This is a genomic window from Pseudomonas sp. PVC-5-1 (genome assembly GCF_057444345.1).
Genome location: NZ_CM172024.1, coordinates 4632187 through 4649916, shown reverse-complemented (window position 1 = coordinate 4649916; position 17730 = coordinate 4632187). Strand labels below are relative to the sequence as shown.

Annotated in this window: 15 protein-coding genes and 1 pseudogene; 10 read left to right on the top strand and 6 right to left on the bottom strand. The window is 63.3% G+C overall.

The features are described from left to right. Positions 1-13: 13 nt before the first annotated feature. Together AC2T3R_RS21250 and AC2T3R_RS21245 are read right to left on the bottom strand one after the other, a co-directional pair. Positions 14-778 (bottom strand): methyl-accepting chemotaxis protein, encoded by a 765-nt coding sequence (locus tag AC2T3R_RS21250; RefSeq protein WP_370464237.1) that lies wholly within the window; start codon positions 776-778, stop codon positions 14-16. Between the two features lie 93 nt (positions 779-871). Continuing rightward, positions 872-1888: pseudogene (locus tag AC2T3R_RS21245) on the bottom strand (cache domain-containing protein); the annotation flags it as partial. A 169-nt stretch (positions 1889-2057) separates the two neighbouring features. Between AC2T3R_RS21245 and AC2T3R_RS21240 the strand changes: the two are divergent. Beyond that, a complete protein-coding gene (locus tag AC2T3R_RS21240; protein WP_015271656.1) occupies positions 2058-3533 on the top strand; it encodes a helicase HerA-like domain-containing protein in 1476 nt (491 codons plus the stop codon). 224 nt (positions 3534-3757) lie between these two features. Here the strand turns inward: AC2T3R_RS21240 and AC2T3R_RS21235 are convergent, their stop codons facing one another. Continuing rightward, on the bottom strand, positions 3758-5230 hold the full coding sequence (locus AC2T3R_RS21235; RefSeq protein WP_013974049.1) for an inorganic phosphate transporter: 1473 nt from the start codon (positions 5228-5230) through the stop codon (positions 3758-3760). A 311-nt stretch (positions 5231-5541) separates the two neighbouring features. Further along, entirely contained in the window at positions 5542-5742 is a 201-nt protein-coding gene (locus AC2T3R_RS21230; protein WP_003259583.1) for a hypothetical protein, read from the bottom strand. A gap of 488 nt (positions 5743-6230) precedes the next feature. On the opposite strand from AC2T3R_RS21230, the gene pcaR reads away from it, so the two are divergent. The 9 genes from pcaR to pcaC all read left to right on the top strand — a co-directional run bounded on the left by pcaR (position 6231) and on the right by pcaC (position 15915). Further along, positions 6231-7121 (top strand): pca regulon transcriptional regulator PcaR, encoded by an 891-nt coding sequence (gene pcaR / locus AC2T3R_RS21225; protein WP_013974048.1) that lies wholly within the window; start codon positions 6231-6233, stop codon positions 7119-7121. A gap of 328 nt (positions 7122-7449) precedes the next feature. Continuing rightward, positions 7450-8796 (top strand): 4-hydroxybenzoate transporter PcaK, encoded by a 1347-nt coding sequence (gene pcaK, locus AC2T3R_RS21220; protein ID WP_023660978.1) that lies wholly within the window; start codon positions 7450-7452, stop codon positions 8794-8796. A gap of 230 nt (positions 8797-9026) precedes the next feature. Continuing rightward, on the top strand, positions 9027-9887 hold the full coding sequence (locus tag AC2T3R_RS21215; protein WP_015271654.1) for a CoA transferase subunit A: 861 nt from the start codon (positions 9027-9029) through the stop codon (positions 9885-9887). Continuing rightward, positions 9884-10663, top strand: a complete 780-nt coding sequence (locus AC2T3R_RS21210; RefSeq protein WP_123084928.1) for a CoA-transferase subunit beta — start codon at positions 9884-9886, stop codon at positions 10661-10663. The genes AC2T3R_RS21215 and AC2T3R_RS21210 overlap by 4 nt, the downstream gene beginning before the upstream one ends. After that, a complete protein-coding gene (gene pcaF, locus AC2T3R_RS21205; protein WP_169774743.1) occupies positions 10660-11865 on the top strand; it encodes a 3-oxoadipyl-CoA thiolase in 1206 nt (401 codons plus the stop codon). The genes AC2T3R_RS21210 and pcaF overlap by 4 nt, the downstream gene beginning before the upstream one ends. Before the next feature lie 189 nt (positions 11866-12054). Further along, positions 12055-13344 (top strand): MFS family transporter, encoded by a 1290-nt coding sequence (locus tag AC2T3R_RS21200; protein ID WP_013974043.1) that lies wholly within the window; start codon positions 12055-12057, stop codon positions 13342-13344. A 9-nt stretch (positions 13345-13353) separates the two neighbouring features. Then, a complete protein-coding gene (locus AC2T3R_RS21195) occupies positions 13354-14706 on the top strand; it encodes a 3-carboxy-cis,cis-muconate cycloisomerase (protein WP_054571992.1) in 1353 nt (450 codons plus the stop codon). A gap of 11 nt (positions 14707-14717) precedes the next feature. After that, positions 14718-15509 (top strand): 3-oxoadipate enol-lactonase, encoded by a 792-nt coding sequence (pcaD, locus tag AC2T3R_RS21190; RefSeq protein WP_102083286.1) that lies wholly within the window; start codon positions 14718-14720, stop codon positions 15507-15509. 10 nt (positions 15510-15519) lie between these two features. Beyond that, on the top strand, positions 15520-15915 hold the full coding sequence (gene pcaC / locus AC2T3R_RS21185) for a 4-carboxymuconolactone decarboxylase (protein WP_054571991.1): 396 nt from the start codon (positions 15520-15522) through the stop codon (positions 15913-15915). 113 nt (positions 15916-16028) lie between these two features. On the opposite strand, the gene AC2T3R_RS21180 is transcribed toward pcaC, so the two are convergent. Beyond that, positions 16029-16553, bottom strand: a complete 525-nt coding sequence (locus AC2T3R_RS21180; protein ID WP_015271648.1) for an Mpo1 family 2-hydroxy fatty acid dioxygenase — start codon at positions 16551-16553, stop codon at positions 16029-16031. Between the two features lie 192 nt (positions 16554-16745). Beyond that, a complete protein-coding gene (locus AC2T3R_RS21175; RefSeq protein ID WP_015271647.1) occupies positions 16746-17669 on the bottom strand; it encodes a LysR family transcriptional regulator in 924 nt (307 codons plus the stop codon). Between the last annotated feature and the right edge of the window lie 61 nt (positions 17670-17730).

The following is a 17730-nucleotide window of genomic DNA, read 5'->3' as shown; positions in this document are numbered from 1 at the left end:
GGAGTAGCACTTGTCAGATGCGGAAGCTGCCCACCAGGTGCTTCAGGCGGCCGGCCTGCTGCTCCAGGTCGGAGCAGGCGCGCAGGGTGGCCTGCAGGTTTTCCACGCCCTCCTGGTTGAGCATGTTGATTTCGTTGATGTCCATGTTGATCGCTTCGACCACGGCGGTCTGCTCTTCGGTGGCGGTGGCTACCGACTGGTTCATGCCGTCGATCTCGCCGATGCGCACGGTAACGCTGTCCAGCCGTTCACCGGCCTGGTTGGCGATCTGCATGCTGTCCTGGCTGTGGCGCTGGCTCTGGTCCATGGTCTCGACCGATTCGCGCGCGCCGACCTGCAGTTCTTCGATCATGGTCTGCACCTGTTGCGCCGACTCCTGGGTGCGGTGCGCCAGGTTGCGTACTTCATCGGCGACTACGGCAAAACCACGCCCGGCTTCACCGGCACGGGCCGCTTCGATGGCCGCGTTCAGCGCCAGCAGGTTGGTCTGCTGGGAAATGCTGGTGATCACCTCAAGGATCTGACCGATGTTGACGGTCTTGCTGTTCAGCGTCTCGATGTGCGCGCTGGAAGTGACGATCAGGTCGGACAGGCGGTTCATTGCCGCAATGTTGCGTTCCACCACCTGCTGCCCTTCTTCGGCCAGCAACCGCGCCGAACTGGCGTGCTGCGAGGCCTGGGCGGCGTTGCCGGCAATTTCCTGGGCGGCGGCGCCCAGTTCGTTGATGGCGGCGGCCACGCTGTTGGTACGGTTGGACTGTTCGTCGGAGTTGGTCATCGACGAGTTCGAGGCACTGATGACCCGCAGGGCAACTTCGTTGACCTGCTCGGTGGCCGAGGACACTTCGCGGATCGAACTGTGTATACGTTCGACAAAACGGTTGAAGGCGCTGCCCAGGACGCCGAACTCGTCATGGTTGTGGATGCGCAGGCGCTTGGTCAGGTCGCCTTCACCCTCGGCAATATCTTCCATGGCACGGGTCATGGTGTGCAGCGGCTGCATCAGCACGCGGATCAGCAGCCCGAGCAGGCCGATGATGATCACCACCGCCACCAGCGTGGCGATCACCGCTGACGTGCGGAAGGTGCTCAGCATCGAGAAGGCCTTGTCCTTGTCCACCGACAGGCCGATGTACCAGTTGGCCGACGGCAGGCCGGTGATCGGGGTGAAGGTCAGCAGGCGGGCCTGGCCGTCGCTCTGCACTTCGGTCAGCTCACCGCTCAGTTTCGGCGTGTGCTGCGGGAACAGGTCCGACAGCGACTTCATCACCAGGTCTTTGTCCGGGTGCACCAAGATCTTGCCTTGATCGTTGACCAGGAAGGCATAGCCCATGCCGCCGAAGTTCAGCGAGTTGATGATCTGCGCCAGGCCGTCCAGGGCCAGGTCGCCACCGACGACACCGACACTGCCGGACACTTTGTTGATGATGCCGATGACCATCCTGTTGGTGGCCATGTCGATGTATGGCTCGGTCAGGATCGGGCCTGCGGCGTTCATGCCGTCCTTGTACCAGGGACGGATACGTGGGTCGTAGCCGTCAGGCATCTTCGTGTCAGGACGCACGCTGAAGCCACCGTCGACCTTGCCCACGTAAACCGTGAGAAAGCTCGAGATCAGCGCATTCTGGCCCATCAGGGTTTCGGCGTTGGTCGGGTCCTGGGCTATGTTCTGTGCCAGGTTTTCCACCAGCTTGATACGGCCTTCGAACAGGTTGCGGATATTGGTCGAAGTGGAAGCGCCCATTTCAGCCAGATAGTTCTCGAGGTCCTCGCGGATCGCATTACGCTGGAGGTAATCGTTGTAGAGCGTGAAAAGGCTGAAGGCGAGTATCACGATCAGTGATGCTGCCAAAAGAATCTTGTGGCTGAAACGAAGGCTTTTGTTCATGGCGTAATCGGTTCCGCTAAGGTTTCATATCAGGCGTTTGCACGCGTGGAGTCGCAAAGCAGTGCAATATCCCGAAAAGTCCCTTTTCGGTTGTTCCTCTCTATTAAGGCGAATATCACCCACAGGTATCGGCCGAATTACGGTAAAGCTTGAGCAGAGGATTTAAGAGATGTCGGAAATTTCGACCATCGTTGTAGGTGCTGGCCCGGATGGCCAGCCGGTTGGGCAAGCTATGAGGTTGGCCAACCGCCATGGCCTGGTAGCGGGCGCTACGGGTACTGGCAAGACCGTCACCTTGCAGCATCTGGCGGAAGCGTTCAGTGACGCGGGGGTTGCGGTGTTCGCCGCCGATGTCAAAGGCGACCTGTGCGGCCTGGGCGCTGCTGGTGCGCCGCAAGGCAAGGTGGCCGAGCGCATCGCCGGCATGCCCTGGCTGGGGCACAGGCCCCAGGCTTACCCGGTGAGCCTGTGGGACATTGCCGGGCAGTCCGGCCACCCGCTGCGTACCACCCTCAGTGAAATGGGGCCGCTGCTGCTGGGCAACCTGTTGGAACTGACCGACAGCCAACAGGCGGCGCTGTATGCGGCGTTCAAGGTAGCCGACCGTGAAGGCCTGCTGCTGCTGGACCTCAAGGACCTCAAGGCGCTGCTCGCGCACCTGAAGGACAACCCGCAACTGCTGGGCGAAGACAGCGCGCTGATGACAACGGCCTCCACTCAGGCGCTTTTGCGCCGGTTGGCGACCCTGGAGCAGCAGGGCGCCGAGGCGTTGTTCGGTGAACCGGGGTTGCAGCTCGAGGACCTCCTGCGGCCAGACCCGGATGGCCGTGGGCGTATCCACCTGCTGGACGCCAGCCGGTTGGTTCACGATGCACCGAAGGTGTACGCGACCTTCCTGTTGTGGCTGCTGGCCGAGTTGTTCGAGCAACTGCCCGAGCGCGGTGATGCCGATAAGCCGGTGCTGGCGTTGTTCTTCGATGAAGCGCACTTGTTGTTCAACGATACACCCAAGGCATTGCAGGATCGCCTGGAGCAGGTGGTGCGGCTGATTCGTTCCAAGGGCGTGGGTGTGTACTTCGTCACCCAGTCGCCGGGGGACTTGCCAGATGCGGTGCTGGCCCAGTTGGGCTTGCGCATTCAGCATGGCTTGCGGGCGTTTACCGCCAAGGAGCAGAAGTCGCTGCGGGCGGTGGCTGATGGCTTCCGCCCCAACCCGGTGTTCGACACCCTGGCGGTGCTGACCGATCTGGGTATTGGCGAGGCGCTGGTGGGGACACTGGAAGAGAAGGGCACGCCAGCGATGGTGCAACGTGTGCTGATTGCACCGCCGCAGTCGCGTATCGGGCCGTTGAGCGCGGCTGAGCGCAGTGCGCTGATTGCCAATTCGCCGCTGGCGGGGCGTTACGACAAGCCGGTGGACCGTGAGTCGGCGTATGAGATGCTGACCCAGCGCAAGGGCGAGCCGGTGGAGCCCGTGCCGCAACCCAAGGCGGATGAAGAGAGCTTTGCCGACAAGGCTGGTGAGTTCTTGCAGAGTGCGGCAGGGCAGGCAATCAAGTCGGCGGTGCGCCAGGCGGCCAACCAGTTGGGGCGGCAGTTGGTGCGAGGGTTGATGGGGTCGTTGCTGGGGGGCAAGAAAAGGTAGGTTGCCTGTACCGGCCCCATCCACAGGCCTGCGCTGTACCTGTAGGAGCGGCCTTGTGTCGCGAAAGGGCTGCGAAGCAGCCCCGGGATTTCAGCGCAGATGCGCAAATTGCCGGGGCTGCTCTGCAGCCCTTTCGCGACACAAGGCCGCTCCTACAAGAGGCGTGTGTGTTTGCGGATACGAAAAAGGCGCCCGAGGGCGCCTTCTTCTTATTGCGGTATCACTCAGCCAATGGCTTTGGACGCCAGCCAGAACAGGCCGGCCGCCAGGCCCATCGACGCAGGCAGGGTCAGTACCCAGGCCAGCAGGATGGTCTTCACGGTGCCGCCTTGCAGGCCGCTCTTGTTGGCGACCATGGTGCCGGCCACACCGGACGACAGCACGTGGGTGGTCGATACCGGCAGGGCGAAGATGTTGGCCATGCCGATGGCACAGGCCGCGGTGATCTGTGCCGACATGCCCTGGGCATAGGTCATGCCCTGCTTGCCGATCTTCTCGCCAACGGTCAGTACCACGCGCTTCCAGCCGACCATGGTACCCAGGCCCAGGGCCAGGGCGACGGCCACGATCACCCAGAACGGGGCGTACTCGGTAGTGGCGGTCAGGTCTTTGCGCAGTTTTTCCAGATCGGCCTTTTCACGGGCTTCCAGACCTGGCAGCTTGCCGACCTTCTTCGCCGTGTCGTCCAGGCACAGCAGGTAGCGGCGCACTTCGACACGCTTGTCGGCACTCAGGCTGTGGTAGTCGGTCACGCCCTGCAGCGAGGACTGCAGCGCGGCAATGGTCGGCTCGGTCTGCTGCGGGTTGCAGCTGAACTGCTCCGGCAGGTCGCTGGACTTGGCCTTGCCCAGTGCCAGGAACTCGCCCAGGGTGGCGGCGTTGCGCTGGTAGAACTGGCTCATGTGCAAGGTGGCGTCGCGGGTACGCTCGATCTGGTAGGTGGTGCTGTTCAGGTCGAGGACGAATTTGGCCGGGACGATACCGATCAGCACCAGCATGATCAGGCCGATGCCTTTCTGGCCGTCGTTGGAGCCGTGCACGAAGCTCACACCCATGGCCGAAACCACCAGTACCAGGCGGTTCCAGAACGGTGGGTGCTTCTTGTCGTCGAGCTTGCGGCGCTGCTCGGGGGTCTTGTGCATCTTCGACAGCGGGCGCCACCACTTCAGGCCGATCAGCACCATAGCGGCAACGGCGAAGCCGGCCATCGGCGAGACCACCAGCGACATGGCGATGTCGATAGCCTTCTGCCAGTTGACACCGTCGCCCAGCGGGATGTCGTTGATCAGGGCGTTGGCCAGGCCGACGCCGAGGATGGAGCCGATCAGCGTGTGCGAGCTGGAGGCGGGGATACCGAAGTACCAGGTGCCCAGGTTCCAGGTGATGGCCGCAGCCAGCAGCGAGAAGACCATGGCCAGGCCGTGTCCGGTGTTCACATTGATCAGCAGCTCTACTGGCAGCAGGTGCACGATGGCATAGGCCACCCCGACACCGCCGAGCAGAACGCCAAGGAAGTTGAACACGCCGGAGAAGAACACGGCGAGGTGCGGCGGCATGGCTTTGGTATAGATGACGGTAGCTACCGCGTTGGCGGTGTCATGAAAGCCATTGATGAACTCGAAGGCGAGCACGAAGGTCAAGGCGAGCAGCAGGCTCACCAACACCCAGGCATCCAGTCCGCTGAATAATTCGATCATGAAGGTTGTCTGGCGGTCTTAGGGGGGCGGGATTATGCCAGAAAACGTTGGCAATCGATGCATTTGCGACAGACCGACGGCAATCTTCCTGACGCGAGCGTGATGTGCACGGTGCGACGTGCCGGCAGGGAAATATCCGCTAAAGCGCGTAAAAGCTGGCGAAAACCGGCAAAAAGCTGGAAAAAAAGCCGCTTCGCTTCTTTTCAAACGGGCGTATGAAATTTGTGTAATTCCATTTCACCTTCGGCCGGACAGTAAAGATCGACCGCGCCCGGGCTGGCCGGGCGACGACGCGCTGGCGTGGTCCCGGGTCAGGGAGTGTCGCTGCGCAGTTCCTTTTCCATACGTTCCAGTTCCTGGCTGAAGGCCTGGTCGCGCACGCTGGCGCGCTTGCGCCAAGGTTTGCGTTCCGGATCCGGTTGTGCGGCGTAAGTGGTGACTTCACCACCATAAACATCCTTGTAACGTTCAGCCTGGCGCTCGAGTTCCGCGCGCAGTTCATCTTTCGTCACAGTAGTACCTGAATTAAGTTTGATGACAGTTGTTATGCGTTGTGCAGCGTGCACATGCCTTGCTGGCCGCAACGGCTTGATACAGCGGAGGGTTCCATTACCACGGCATCGTCGAGGCCTGCGCAATCGATTATAGCAATCGATATTCGCCGAACATCGTAATTTACCCAACCCTGACATCACAAGACGCAAGTAAGGGAATGCATTCGATGACAGTTTGGGCCTTTCGTACAAGTTTGAAAGGCAATACGGACAAAAGTTCGTTGCAGTGCAGCAGCGGGACCGTCGACCGGGAGGGTAATGAAAAACGGCCTCGCCAAAAGGCGAGGCCGTTGCCTGGGGACTTCTACGGTGGGTACCTGACCAGTCTCTCCAAAGAAGCCACAAGTGGCATGAGAAAGGTATAAGTAAAAGTGTCAGCGGTCAATTGCGATTATCGGCCGTTTGTTCGATAATCGCACGAGTGGGCGTTTTTTTTGAGGTGTGCGATGAGTGACGAAACCTTGGCCAGCGATTCCGTCAATCCAGAGTCGGTCAACCTGGAGCAGGGGCGACCTGCCTCGGCAGCCCTGGCACCGCCGATCGTGGCGTCACCGGCCAAGCGCATCCAGGCCTTTACCGGCGACCCGGACTTCATGACCTCCCTGGCGCGAGGCCTGGCAGTCATCCAGGCCTTTCAGGAACGCAAGCGCCACCTGACCATCGCCCAGATCAGCCACCGCACCGAAATCCCCCGTGCGGCGGTACGGCGTTGCCTGCACACGTTGATCAAGCTGGGTTACGCCACCACCGACGGGCGTACCTATTCGCTGTTGCCCAAGGTGCTGACGCTAGGGCATGCGTACCTGTCGTCGACGCCGCTGGCGATTTCTGCCCAGCCTTACCTGGACCGCATCAGCGACCAGCTGCACGAGGCGGCCAACATGGCCACGCTCGAAGGTGACGACATCCTTTATATAGCCCGTTCGGCGACCGTGGAGCGGTTGATTTCGGTCGACCTGTCGGTGGGCGGGCGCCTACCGGCCTATTGCACATCGATGGGGCGTATTCTGTTAGCGGCCATGGACGACACCAGCCTGCGTGAATACCTGGAGCGTGCCGACCTGAAGGCGCGTACCAGCCGTACCTTGCACGACCCCGAGTCGCTGTTCGCCTGTATCCAGCAGGTGCGTGCCCAGGGCTGGTGCGTGGTAGACCAGGAGCTGGAGCAGGGGCTGCGCTCGATTGCGGTGCCGGTGTATGACGCCTCGGGGCAGGTGCTGGCGGCGTTGAATGTGAGTACCCATGTCGGGCGGGTGACGCGCAGTGAGCTGGAGCAGCGGTTCTTGCCGATCCTGCTCGCAGCCAGCCGGGACCTTTGCCATCAGTTGTTTGGCTGAGCCCCGCGGGGGCGTACAGCGCGCCACTTTCAAATTTAGAACAGGCAAAACCCTTTCCTGTGCGATAAACGCACAGTGTCGTTCGCGGTGAATTGCGCCGCCTCCGCTCGCTGATTAATGTCTCTCGCAACGGTCGGCTGTGCCGACCGAACAAGAAAAACATAAGAGGCACTTAACATGAATACTGTCCCCTCGCTGCCGCGGCCGCACCCGCGCGCAGTACCGTTATATCCAGGCTGACGCCGGCTGCATTCCCCAAATCATCGTCCTCTGTACCGTTTGATCGCGTGCAGTGGGCTGGCTGTGCCCCTCATTCTGGAAAACAATAATGAATCAAGCGCAAACCAACGTCGGCAATAGCCTCGACGTCCAGTCGTTCATCAATCAGCAGCCGCTGTCCCGCTACCAATGGCGGGTAGTGTTGCTGTGCTTCCTGATCGTCTTCCTCGATGGCCTGGACACCGCCGCCATGGGCTTCATCGCCCCGGCCCTTTCGCAGGAGTGGGGGATAGACCGCGCCAGCCTCGGCCCGGTCATGAGTGCTGCATTGATCGGTATGGTTTTCGGTGCCCTCGGCTCCGGCCCGCTGGCGGACCGTTTTGGCCGCAAGGGCGTGCTGGTGGGCGCAGTGCTGGTATTCGGTGGCTTCAGCCTGGCCTCGGCCTACGCCACCAACGTCGATCAGTTGCTGGTTTTGCGCTTCTTGACTGGCCTGGGCCTTGGTGCAGGTATGCCCAACGCCACCACGCTATTGTCTGAATATACCCCCGAGCGCCTCAAGTCGCTGTTGGTGACCAGCATGTTCTGCGGCTTCAACCTGGGCATGGCCGGTGGTGGTTTCATTTCCGCCAAGATGATCCCGGCCTACGGCTGGCACAGCCTGCTGGTGATCGGTGGCGTGCTGCCGTTGCTGCTGGCGCTTGTGCTGATGGTGTGGCTGCCGGAGTCAGCGCGGTTCCTGGTGGTGCGCAACCGGGGGACCGACAAGGTGCGCAAGACCTTGTCGCCCATCGCGCCACAGGTGGTGGCCGAGGCGGGCAGCTTCAGCGTGCCGGAGCAGAAGGCAGTGGCTGCGCGCAACGTGTTTGCGCTGATCTTCTCCGGTACCTACGGCATGGGCACCATGCTGTTGTGGCTGACCTATTTCATGGGCCTTGTGATCGTCTATCTGCTGACCAGCTGGTTGCCAACCTTGATGCGCGACAGCGGCGCGAGCATGGAACAGGCTGCCTTCATCGGCGCACTGTTCCAGTTCGGTGGCGTGCTGAGCGCCGTCGGTGTGGGTTGGGCCATGGACCGCTTCAATCCGCACAAGGTGATCGGCATTTTCTACCTGCTGGCCGGGGTGTTCGCCTACGCCGTGGGGCAGAGCCTGGGCAACATCACCGTATTGGCCACGCTGGTGCTGGTTGCCGGCATGTGCGTGAACGGTGCCCAATCGGCGATGCCTTCGCTGGCGGCGCGCTTCTATCCGACACAGGGCCGCGCCACAGGGGTATCGTGGATGCTGGGTATCGGCCGCTTCGGTGCGATTCTCGGGGCCTGGAGTGGTGCGACGCTGCTCGGGCTGGGCTGGAACTTCGAACAGGTGCTGACGGCATTGCTGGTGCCGGCGGGGTTGGCGACCGTGGGTGTGATCGTGAAAGGGCTGGTGAGCCACGCTGACGCGACCTGAAGCCCGAGGGCCGCTTTGCGGCCCTTCGCAGCACAAGGCTGCTCCTACAAAGGCGACGCCGCCCGCTGTAGGAGCAGCCTTGTGCTGCGAAGAATTCGACACGTTAGTGAATGAGTAGCAGGACAACAAATGGTTCGATAATCGCACAAATAGTCGATTATCGGATTGTAAGCCACCCACCAGTCTCCTTAATCTGAGCTCACCGAAGCACCCTGACCAGGAGTCTCCAAATGGCTGCAATTCTCCCGCTTCACGAAGCCGTGAAGCAGTTCATCCAGGATGGCGATACCGTCGCCCTCGAAGGTTTCACCCACCTGATCCCGACTGCCGCCGGCCACGAGATCATCCGTCAGGGCAAGCGCGACCTGACCCTGGTGCGCATGACTCCGGACCTGATCTACGACCAGCTGATCGGCGCCGGCTGCGCCAGCAAGCTGATCTTCTCCTGGGGTGGTAACCCAGGTGTCGGTTCGCTGCACCGCCTGCGTGATGCCGTCGAGAAGCAGTGGCCACACGCCATCGAAATCGAAGAACACAGCCATGCCGACCTGGCAAACGCCTATGTCGCCGGTGCTTCTGGCCTGCCGTTCGCCGTGCTGCGTGCCTACGCCGGCTCCGACCTGCCGAAGGTCAACCCGCTGATCAAGAGCGTCACCTGCCCGTTCACCGGTGAAGTGCTGGCAGCCGTGCCGTCGGTGCGCCCGGATGTGACCGTGATCCACGCGCAAAAGGCCGACCGCAAAGGCAATGTGCTGCTGTGGGGCATCCTCGGCGTGCAGAAGGAAGCCGCCCTGGCCGCCAAGCGCTGCATCGTCACCGTCGAGGAAATCGTCGACGACCTGCAGGCCCCGATGAACGCCTGTGTGCTGCCGACCTGGGCCCTGAGCGCGGTGTGCCTGGTACCTGGCGGTGCGCACCCGTCCTATGCCCACGGCTACTACGAGCGTGACAACCGCTTCTACCAGGCCTGGGACCCGATCGCGCGTAGCCGCGAATCGTTCACCGCCTGGATCGACACCTACATCCGTGGCACTGCCGATTTCAACGAATTCAAGGCCAAGTTGGCCAGCACTGCGGAGGCCGCACAATGAGCTACTCCACTTCCGAAATGATGACCGTCGCTGCAGCCCGTCGCCTGCGCAACGGTGCTGTGTGCTTCGTCGGCATCGGCCTGCCGTCCAAGGCTGCCAACCTGGCGCGCCTGACATCTTCGCCAGACGTGGTGCTGATCTACGAATCCGGCCCGATCGGCGCCAAGCCAAGCGTGCTGCCGCTGTCTATCGGCGACGGCGAGCTGGCCGAAACCGCCGACACCGTGGTGCCGACTGGCGAGATCTTCCGCTACTGGCTGCAAGGTGGGCGCATCGACGTCGGCTTCCTCGGCGCTGCCCAGGTCGACCGCTTCGGCAACATCAACACTACCGTCGTCGGTGATTACCACGCCCCGAAAACCCGCCTGCCAGGTGCTGGTGGCGCACCGGAAATCGCTGGTTCCGCCAAGCAGGTACTGATCATCCTCAAGCAGTCGCCGCGTGCCTTTGTCGACAAGCTGGACTTCATCACCTCGGTTGGCCACGGTGAAGGCGGCGACTCGCGCAAACGCCTGGGCCTGCCAGGCGACGGCCCGGTCGGCATTATCACCGACCTGTGCATCATGGAGCCGGAAGCCGGCACCCACGAATTCGTCGTCACTGCGATCCACCCGGGTGTGACCCGCGAGCAAATCATCGCCGCCACTGGCTGGGCGATCCGCTTTGCCGACAATGTGCAGACCACCGCCGAACCGACCGAAGTCGAGCTGTCCGCCCTGCGTGACCTCGAAGCCCGTACCGCCGCGGCCCATGGCCAGGTCGCAGGAGAAGCCTGATGCGCGACGTATTCATCTGTGACGCCATTCGCACCCCGATCGGCCGCTTCGGTGGCGCCCTGGCCGGCGTGCGGGCCGACGACCTGGCCGCTGTGCCACTGAAGGCGCTGATCGAGCGCAACCCGACCGTGCAGTGGGATCAGGTTGACGAAGTGTTCTTCGGCTGCGCCAACCAGGCAGGTGAAGACAACCGCAACGTGGCACGCATGGCGCTGCTGCTGGCCGGCCTGCCGGAGAGCATTCCGGGTGTCACCTTGAACCGCCTGTGCGCGTCGGGCATGGATGCCATCGGCACTGCCTTCCGCGCCATTGCCAGCGGCGAAATGGAGCTGGCGATTGCCGGAGGCGTCGAGTCGATGTCGCGTGCCCCGTTCGTCATGGGCAAGGCCGAAAGCGGCTATTCGCGCAACATGAAGCTCGAAGACACCACCATCGGCTGGCGTTTCATCAACCCGCTGATGAAGAGCCAGTACGGTGTGGACTCCATGCCGGAAACCGCCGACAACGTGGCCGACGATTACCAGGTTTCGCGTGCCGACCAGGACGCCTTCGCCCTGCGCAGCCAGCAGAAGGCAGCTGCGGCCCAGGCTGCCGGCTTCTTCGCCGAAGAGATCGTGCCGGTGCGTATCGCGCACAAGAAGGGCGAGACCATCGTCGAGCGTGACGAACACCTGCGCCCGGAAACCACGCTGGAAGCCTTGACCAAGCTCAAGCCGGTCAACGGCCCGGACAAGACCGTCACCGCTGGCAATGCCTCGGGCGTGAACGACGGTGCCGCGGCGTTGATCCTGGCTTCGGCCGAGGCTGTGAAGAAACACGGCCTGACCCCACGTGCCCGCGTACTGGGCATGGCCAGCGCCGGTGTTGCACCGCGAGTGATGGGCATTGGTCCGGTGCCGGCAGTGCGCAAGCTGACCGAGCGCCTGGGTGTGGCGGTGAATGATTTCGATGTGATCGAGCTCAACGAAGCCTTTGCCAGCCAAGGTCTGGCGGTGCTGCGTGAGCTGGGTGTGGCCGACGATGCACCGCAGGTGAACCCCAACGGCGGTGCCATCGCCCTGGGCCACCCGCTGGGCATGAGCGGTGCGCGCCTGGTGTTGACTGCGCTTCACCAGCTGGAGAAGAGCGGTGGGCGTAAGGGCCTGGCGACCATGTGTGTGGGCGTAGGCCAAGGTTTGGCGCTGGCCATCGAGCGGGTTTGACTTGTACCGGCCTCTTCGCAGGTAAATCCGCTCCCACAGGGGGAACCACGCCTCCCGCTGTGGGAGCGGGCTTGCCCGCGAAGAGGCCGGTCCTGCCAGACTCAAGGCCAGATGCCAGCCAGATAGCGGAACGAGTGTGTTACCAGGTGTGTCTAGAATTACCTGCGACCCTCCAGGAGTAAACTCACCATGACCTCAACCTATTACACCGGCGAAGAACGCAGCAAACGCATCTTCGCTATCGTTGGTGCCTCTTCAGGCAACCTGGTGGAATGGTTCGACTTCTACGTCTATGCCTTCTGCGCGATCTACTTTGCCCCGGCTTTCTTCCCCTCCGACGACCCCACCGTGCAGTTGTTGAACACGGCAGGCGTGTTCGCCGCGGGCTTTCTGATGCGCCCCATCGGTGGCTGGATCTTCGGCCGCCTCGCTGACCGCCATGGTCGCAAGAATTCCCTGATGATCTCGGTGCTGATGATGTGCTTCGGCTCCCTGATGATCGCCTGCCTGCCTACCTATGCCAGCATCGGCACCTGGGCCCCGGCGCTGCTTTTGCTGGCCCGGTTGATCCAGGGCCTGTCGGTAGGCGGCGAGTACGGCACCACTGCCACTTACATGAGTGAAGTAGCCCTGCGCGGCCAGCGCGGTTTCTTCGCCTCGTTCCAGTACGTGACCCTGATCGGCGGCCAGTTGCTGGCGGTGCTGGTGGTGGTGATCCTGCAGCAGTTGCTCACCGAAGAAGAGCTGCGCGCCTGGGGCTGGCGCATTCCGTTCGTGGTCGGTGCCATTGCTGCACTGATCTCGCTGATGCTGCGCCGCTCGCTGCATGAGACCAGCAGCGCCGAAACCCGCCAGGACAAGGATGCAGGCACCATCAAGGGCCTGTTCCGCGACCATGCGGCGGCCTTCATCACCGTGCTCGGCTATACCGCGGGCGGTTCGCTGATCTTCTATACCTTCACCACCTACATGCAGAAGTACCTGGTCAACACCGCTGGCATGACCGCAAAAAACGCCAGCTACGTGATGACCGGCGCGCTGTTCCTGTTCATGGTGCTGCAGCCGTTCTTCGGCATGCTCTCCGACCGCATCGGCCGGCGTAACTCGATGATGCTGTTCGGTGCCCTGGGTACGCTGTTCACCGTGCCGTTGCTGATGGCGCTGAAGACCGTGAGCAGCCCTTTCATGGCCTTCGTGCTGATTTCCCTGGCGTTGTGTATCGTCAGTTTCTACACCTCGATCAGCGGCCTGGTGAAGGCCGAGATGTTCCCGCCGCAGGTGCGCGCACTGGGTGTGGGCCTGGCCTATGCAGTGGCAAACGCGGCGTTCGGCGGTTCGGCCGAGTACGTGGCCCTGGGCCTGAAGACCTTGGGCATGGAAAACACTTTCTACTGGTACGTGACGGCGATGATGGCGATTGCCTTCCTGTTCAGCCTGCGCCTGCCGAAGCAGGCCGCGTACCTGCACCACGATAATTAAGGACGTGGCATGACCAACCAACTGTTCGACGCCTACTTCACCGCACCGGCCATGCGCGAGATCTTCTCCGACCGTGGCCGCCTGCAGGGCATGCTCGATTTCGAGGCGGCGCTGGCGCGGGCCGAGGCTGCTGCCGGGCTGGTCCCGCATAGCGCTGTAGCGGCCATCGAGGCGGCGTGCCACGCCGAGCGCTATGACGTTGGCGCGCTGGCCAATGCCATCGCCACTGCTGGCAACTCGGCGATCCCGCTGGTGAAGGCGTTGGGCAAGGTGATTGCCAGTGGCGTGCCCGAAGCCGAGCGCTATGTGCACCTGGGCGCCACCAGCCAGGACGCGATGGACACCGGGCTGGTCCTGCAGCTGCGTGCTGCCCTCGACCTGATCGAAGCCGATCTAGGCAAGCTCGCCGATACCCTGTCGCGCCAGGCTTTGCAGCACGCCGACACGCCGCTGGTGGGGCGCACCTGGCTGCAGCACGCCACCCCCGTGACCTTGGGGATGAAACTGGCCGGCGTGCTGGGCGCCTTGACCCGTCACCGCCAGCGCTTGCAGGAGCTGCGCCCACGCTTGCTGGTGCTGCAGTTCGGCGGCGCCTCGGGCAGCCTGGCGGCGTTGGGCAGCAAGGCGATGCCGGTAGCCGAAGCCCTGGCCGAGCAGCTCAAGCTGACCCTGCCCGAGCAGCCCTGGCACACCCAGCGCGACCGCCTGGTGGAGTTTGCCTCGGTGCTGGGCCTGATCGCTGGTAGCCTGGGCAAGTTCGGCCGCGATGTCAGCTTGCTGATGCAGACCGAGGCGGGGGAACTGTTCGAGCCTTCCGCGCCGGGCAAGGGTGGGTCTTCGACCATGCCGCACAAGCGCAACCCTGTCGGCGCCGCGGTGCTGATCGGCGCCGCGACCCGCGTGCCGGGGCTGGTCTCTACGCTGTTCGCCGCCATGCCCCAGGAGCACGAGCGCAGCCTCGGTCTGTGGCATGCCGAATGGGAAACCCTGCCGGACATCTGCTGCCTGGTATCTGGTGCGCTGCGCCAGGCCCAGGTGATTGCCGAGGGCATGGAAGTGGATGCCGCGCGCATGCGCCGTAACCTCGACCTGACCCAGGGCCTGGTGCTGGCCGAAGCGGTGAGCATCGTCCTCGCCCAGCGCCTGGGCCGCGACCACGCCCATCACCTGCTGGAGCAGTGCTGCCAGCGCGCTGTGGCCGAACAGCGCCACCTGCGCACCGTGCTGGGTGAAGAGCCGCAGGTCAGTGCCGAGCTGTCTGCCGAAGAACTCGATCGCTTGCTCGACCCTGCCCATTACCTGGGCCAGGCCCGCGTCTGGGTGGCGCGCGCCGTGTCCGAACATCAACGTTTCACTGCCTGAAGGAGACCGCTGTGGCGCACTTGCAACTGGCCGATGGCGTTTTGAATTACCAGATCGATGGCCCGGAAAACGCCCCGGTGCTGGTCCTGTCCAACTCGCTGGGCACCGACCTGGGCATGTGGGACACGCAGATTCCACTGTGGAGCCAGCACTTGCGCGTGCTGCGCTACGATACCCGTGGCCACGGTGGGTCGCTGGTCACTGAAGGCCCCTACAGCATGGAACAGCTGGGCCGTGACGTGCTGGCCCTGCTCGATGGCCTGGATATCGCCAAGGCGCACTTCGTCGGCCTGTCGATGGGCGGCTTGATCGGCCAGTGGCTGGGCATCAACGCAGGCGAGCGCCTGCACAGCCTGACCCTGTGCAACACCGCCGCCAAGATCGCCAACGACGAGGTGTGGAACACCCGTATCGACACCGTGCTCAAGGGCGGGCAGCAGGCCATGGTCGACCTGCGCGATGCCTCCATCGCCCGCTGGTTCACCCCAGGCTTCGCCCAGGCCCAGCCAGCGCAGGCCCAGCGCATCTGCCAGATGCTGGCGCAAACCAGCCCGCAAGGTTATGCCGGCAACTGCGCGGCGGTGCGTGATGCCGATTACCGCGAGCAACTGGGCCGTATCCAGGTGCCGGCGCTGATCGTTGCCGGTACCGAGGACGTGGTGACCACTCCGGAGCACGGCCGCTTCATGCAGGCCGGTATCGCGGGTGCCGAGTACGTCGACTTCCCGGCGGCGCACCTGTCCAACGTCGAGATCGGCGAGGCGTTCAGCCGCCGTGTGCTCGACTTCCTGCTGGCTCACTGAGGATACCGCCATGGACGAGAAACAACGTTACGACGCCGGCATGCAAGTACGCCGCGCAGTGCTTGGCGATGCCCACGTGGACCGCAGCCTGGAGAAGCTCAACGAATTCAACGGCGAGTTCCAGGAGATGATCACCCGCCACGCCTGGGGTGACATCTGGACCCGCCCGGGCCTGCCGCGCCATACCCGTAGCCTGATCACCATCGCCATGCTGATTGGCATGAACCGCAACGACGAGCTGAAGCTGCACCTGCGCGCGGCGGCCAACAACGGCGTGACCCGCGACGAGATCAAGGAAGTGCTGATGCAGAGCGCGATCTATTGCGGCATTCCGGCGGCCAATGCCACCTTCCACATGGCTGAGTCGGTGTGGGATGAGCTGGGTGTGGAGTCGCGACAGCAGTAATGGCTGTACCGGCCCAATCGCCGGCAAGCCAGCTCCCACAGGGATTGCATCAGGCTTGAGGGCAGTGCAGTTCCTGTGGGAGCTGGCTTGCCGGCGATTGGGCCATGGAATGTTTACATGGCCGCATTCTTCTGCCGCATGGCCACTGGGCCGGCGTTGCTTTCCACGGCTTGCTTCAGGGCCGGGCACAGGCCGAGCATGAATGCCGCTTCTGCCACCACGAACAACGGCCCGATGATCAATCCGCTGACATCGTCGACAAACGCCGGTTTGCGGCCTTCGTAGTAATGGCCGACGAACTGGATGATCCAGCCCACCACGAACGCTCCCAGCCCGGTGCCGAGCCACAGCGCTGTCGTCTGCATCGCCAGCACCTGGCCGACCCACAGGCATAGCCCAAGCAACAACCCCATCACCAGGCCGAAGCGCAGGTCCAGGCGCAGGTAGAACCAGACCGAGGCCGCCGCCGCAGGCAGGGCAGGGGACAGCCACATGCCGGCTACCTCCCAGCCTGGGCGCGACAGCAGGATAGTGACCGCCAGCACGATCATCGGGATGCCGACGAAGTGGGTGGCGATGTTGCGTGGGTCGCGGTGGTAGCTGGCGTATTGGCTCAGGTGGTCGACGAGGGTTTTCATTGTTGTGCCTCCCTGGTTGCCTGATCGAGGTGTATTGCTGTTCCGGCCTCTTCGCGGGTAAATCCGCTCCCACAGAGTCACTACAACTCCTGAGGGCTGCGCTGTACCTGTGGGAGCGGGTTCACCCGCGAATGGGGCGGTACAGGCGACCGATATAGCTCAGGATAGCCCGCTCCTGCCACCATCATCAGCTCAGCGAATGGCAGCAGCCCGCACTGGCATATCCAGCCCCACCAGCGTCTCGATCATCGCTCGCGCCGCCGGCGACAGCCGGTAACCGCTGCGGCTGACCACGCCACAGCGCACACTCAGCACTTCCAGCGCCGGTGGCAGGTTGCGCCAGTGCAGGCGCACCAGCCGGCCGCTGGCCAGGTCTTCGGCAACTGCTTCCTCGCTGGCGGTGCCGATGGCATCGCTGGCCTGCACCACACTGCGCAGCACGGCCAGGTGCTCGGTTTGCAGGTGCGGGGTGAAATCGCTGCGCCCGCTCAGGTTGGCCAGGCGCTTGCGCACACCGGGGGCGAGCAGGGCGCTGGCCAGCGGGTAGCTGAACAGGTCGTTGGTCGACAGGCTGTCCTTGGCCAGCAATGGGTGCCCCGGGCGGCAGAAGAACAGGCCGGGGCGCGTTGAAAGGGGCTCGGTGTGAAAGTTGGGATCGGCTTCGAACGGTCGGATATCGTCGACGAAAAATTCGATCTGCTCGCGGCGCAGGGCCTGGCCGAGGCGTTCGGCGTTGTCTACCAGCAGTGAGGTGCGGATGCCCGGGTGGCGTTCGAGAAAGTGGCGCAGGGCATCGGGCACCAGGCGCACGGCCAGCGCCGGGCCGCTGCCGAAATGCAACTCGCCGGCGTCGAGCTTGGTCATCTGCAGCACTTCGTTGCTCAGCTGCGCGGCACCTTGTACCAGGCGCCGGGCATGTTGCAGCACCACCAGGCCTTCGGGGGTGGGCGGCAGGGCTTTGCTGGCGCGGTCGACCAGTGGGCAGCCGAAGCTGTGTTCCAGACTCTGTATGGCACGGCTGAAGGCGGGTTGGGTGATGCCCATGGCCTCGGCGGCACGGACGAAGCTGCGGTATTCGGTGAGGGCGATGAAGTAGCGCAGCTGACGGAGGTCCATGTCATAGCTCTGGGGCGGGGATCAGGGGCCTATTCAAGCGGTTGCTGCATATGTCGTCAAA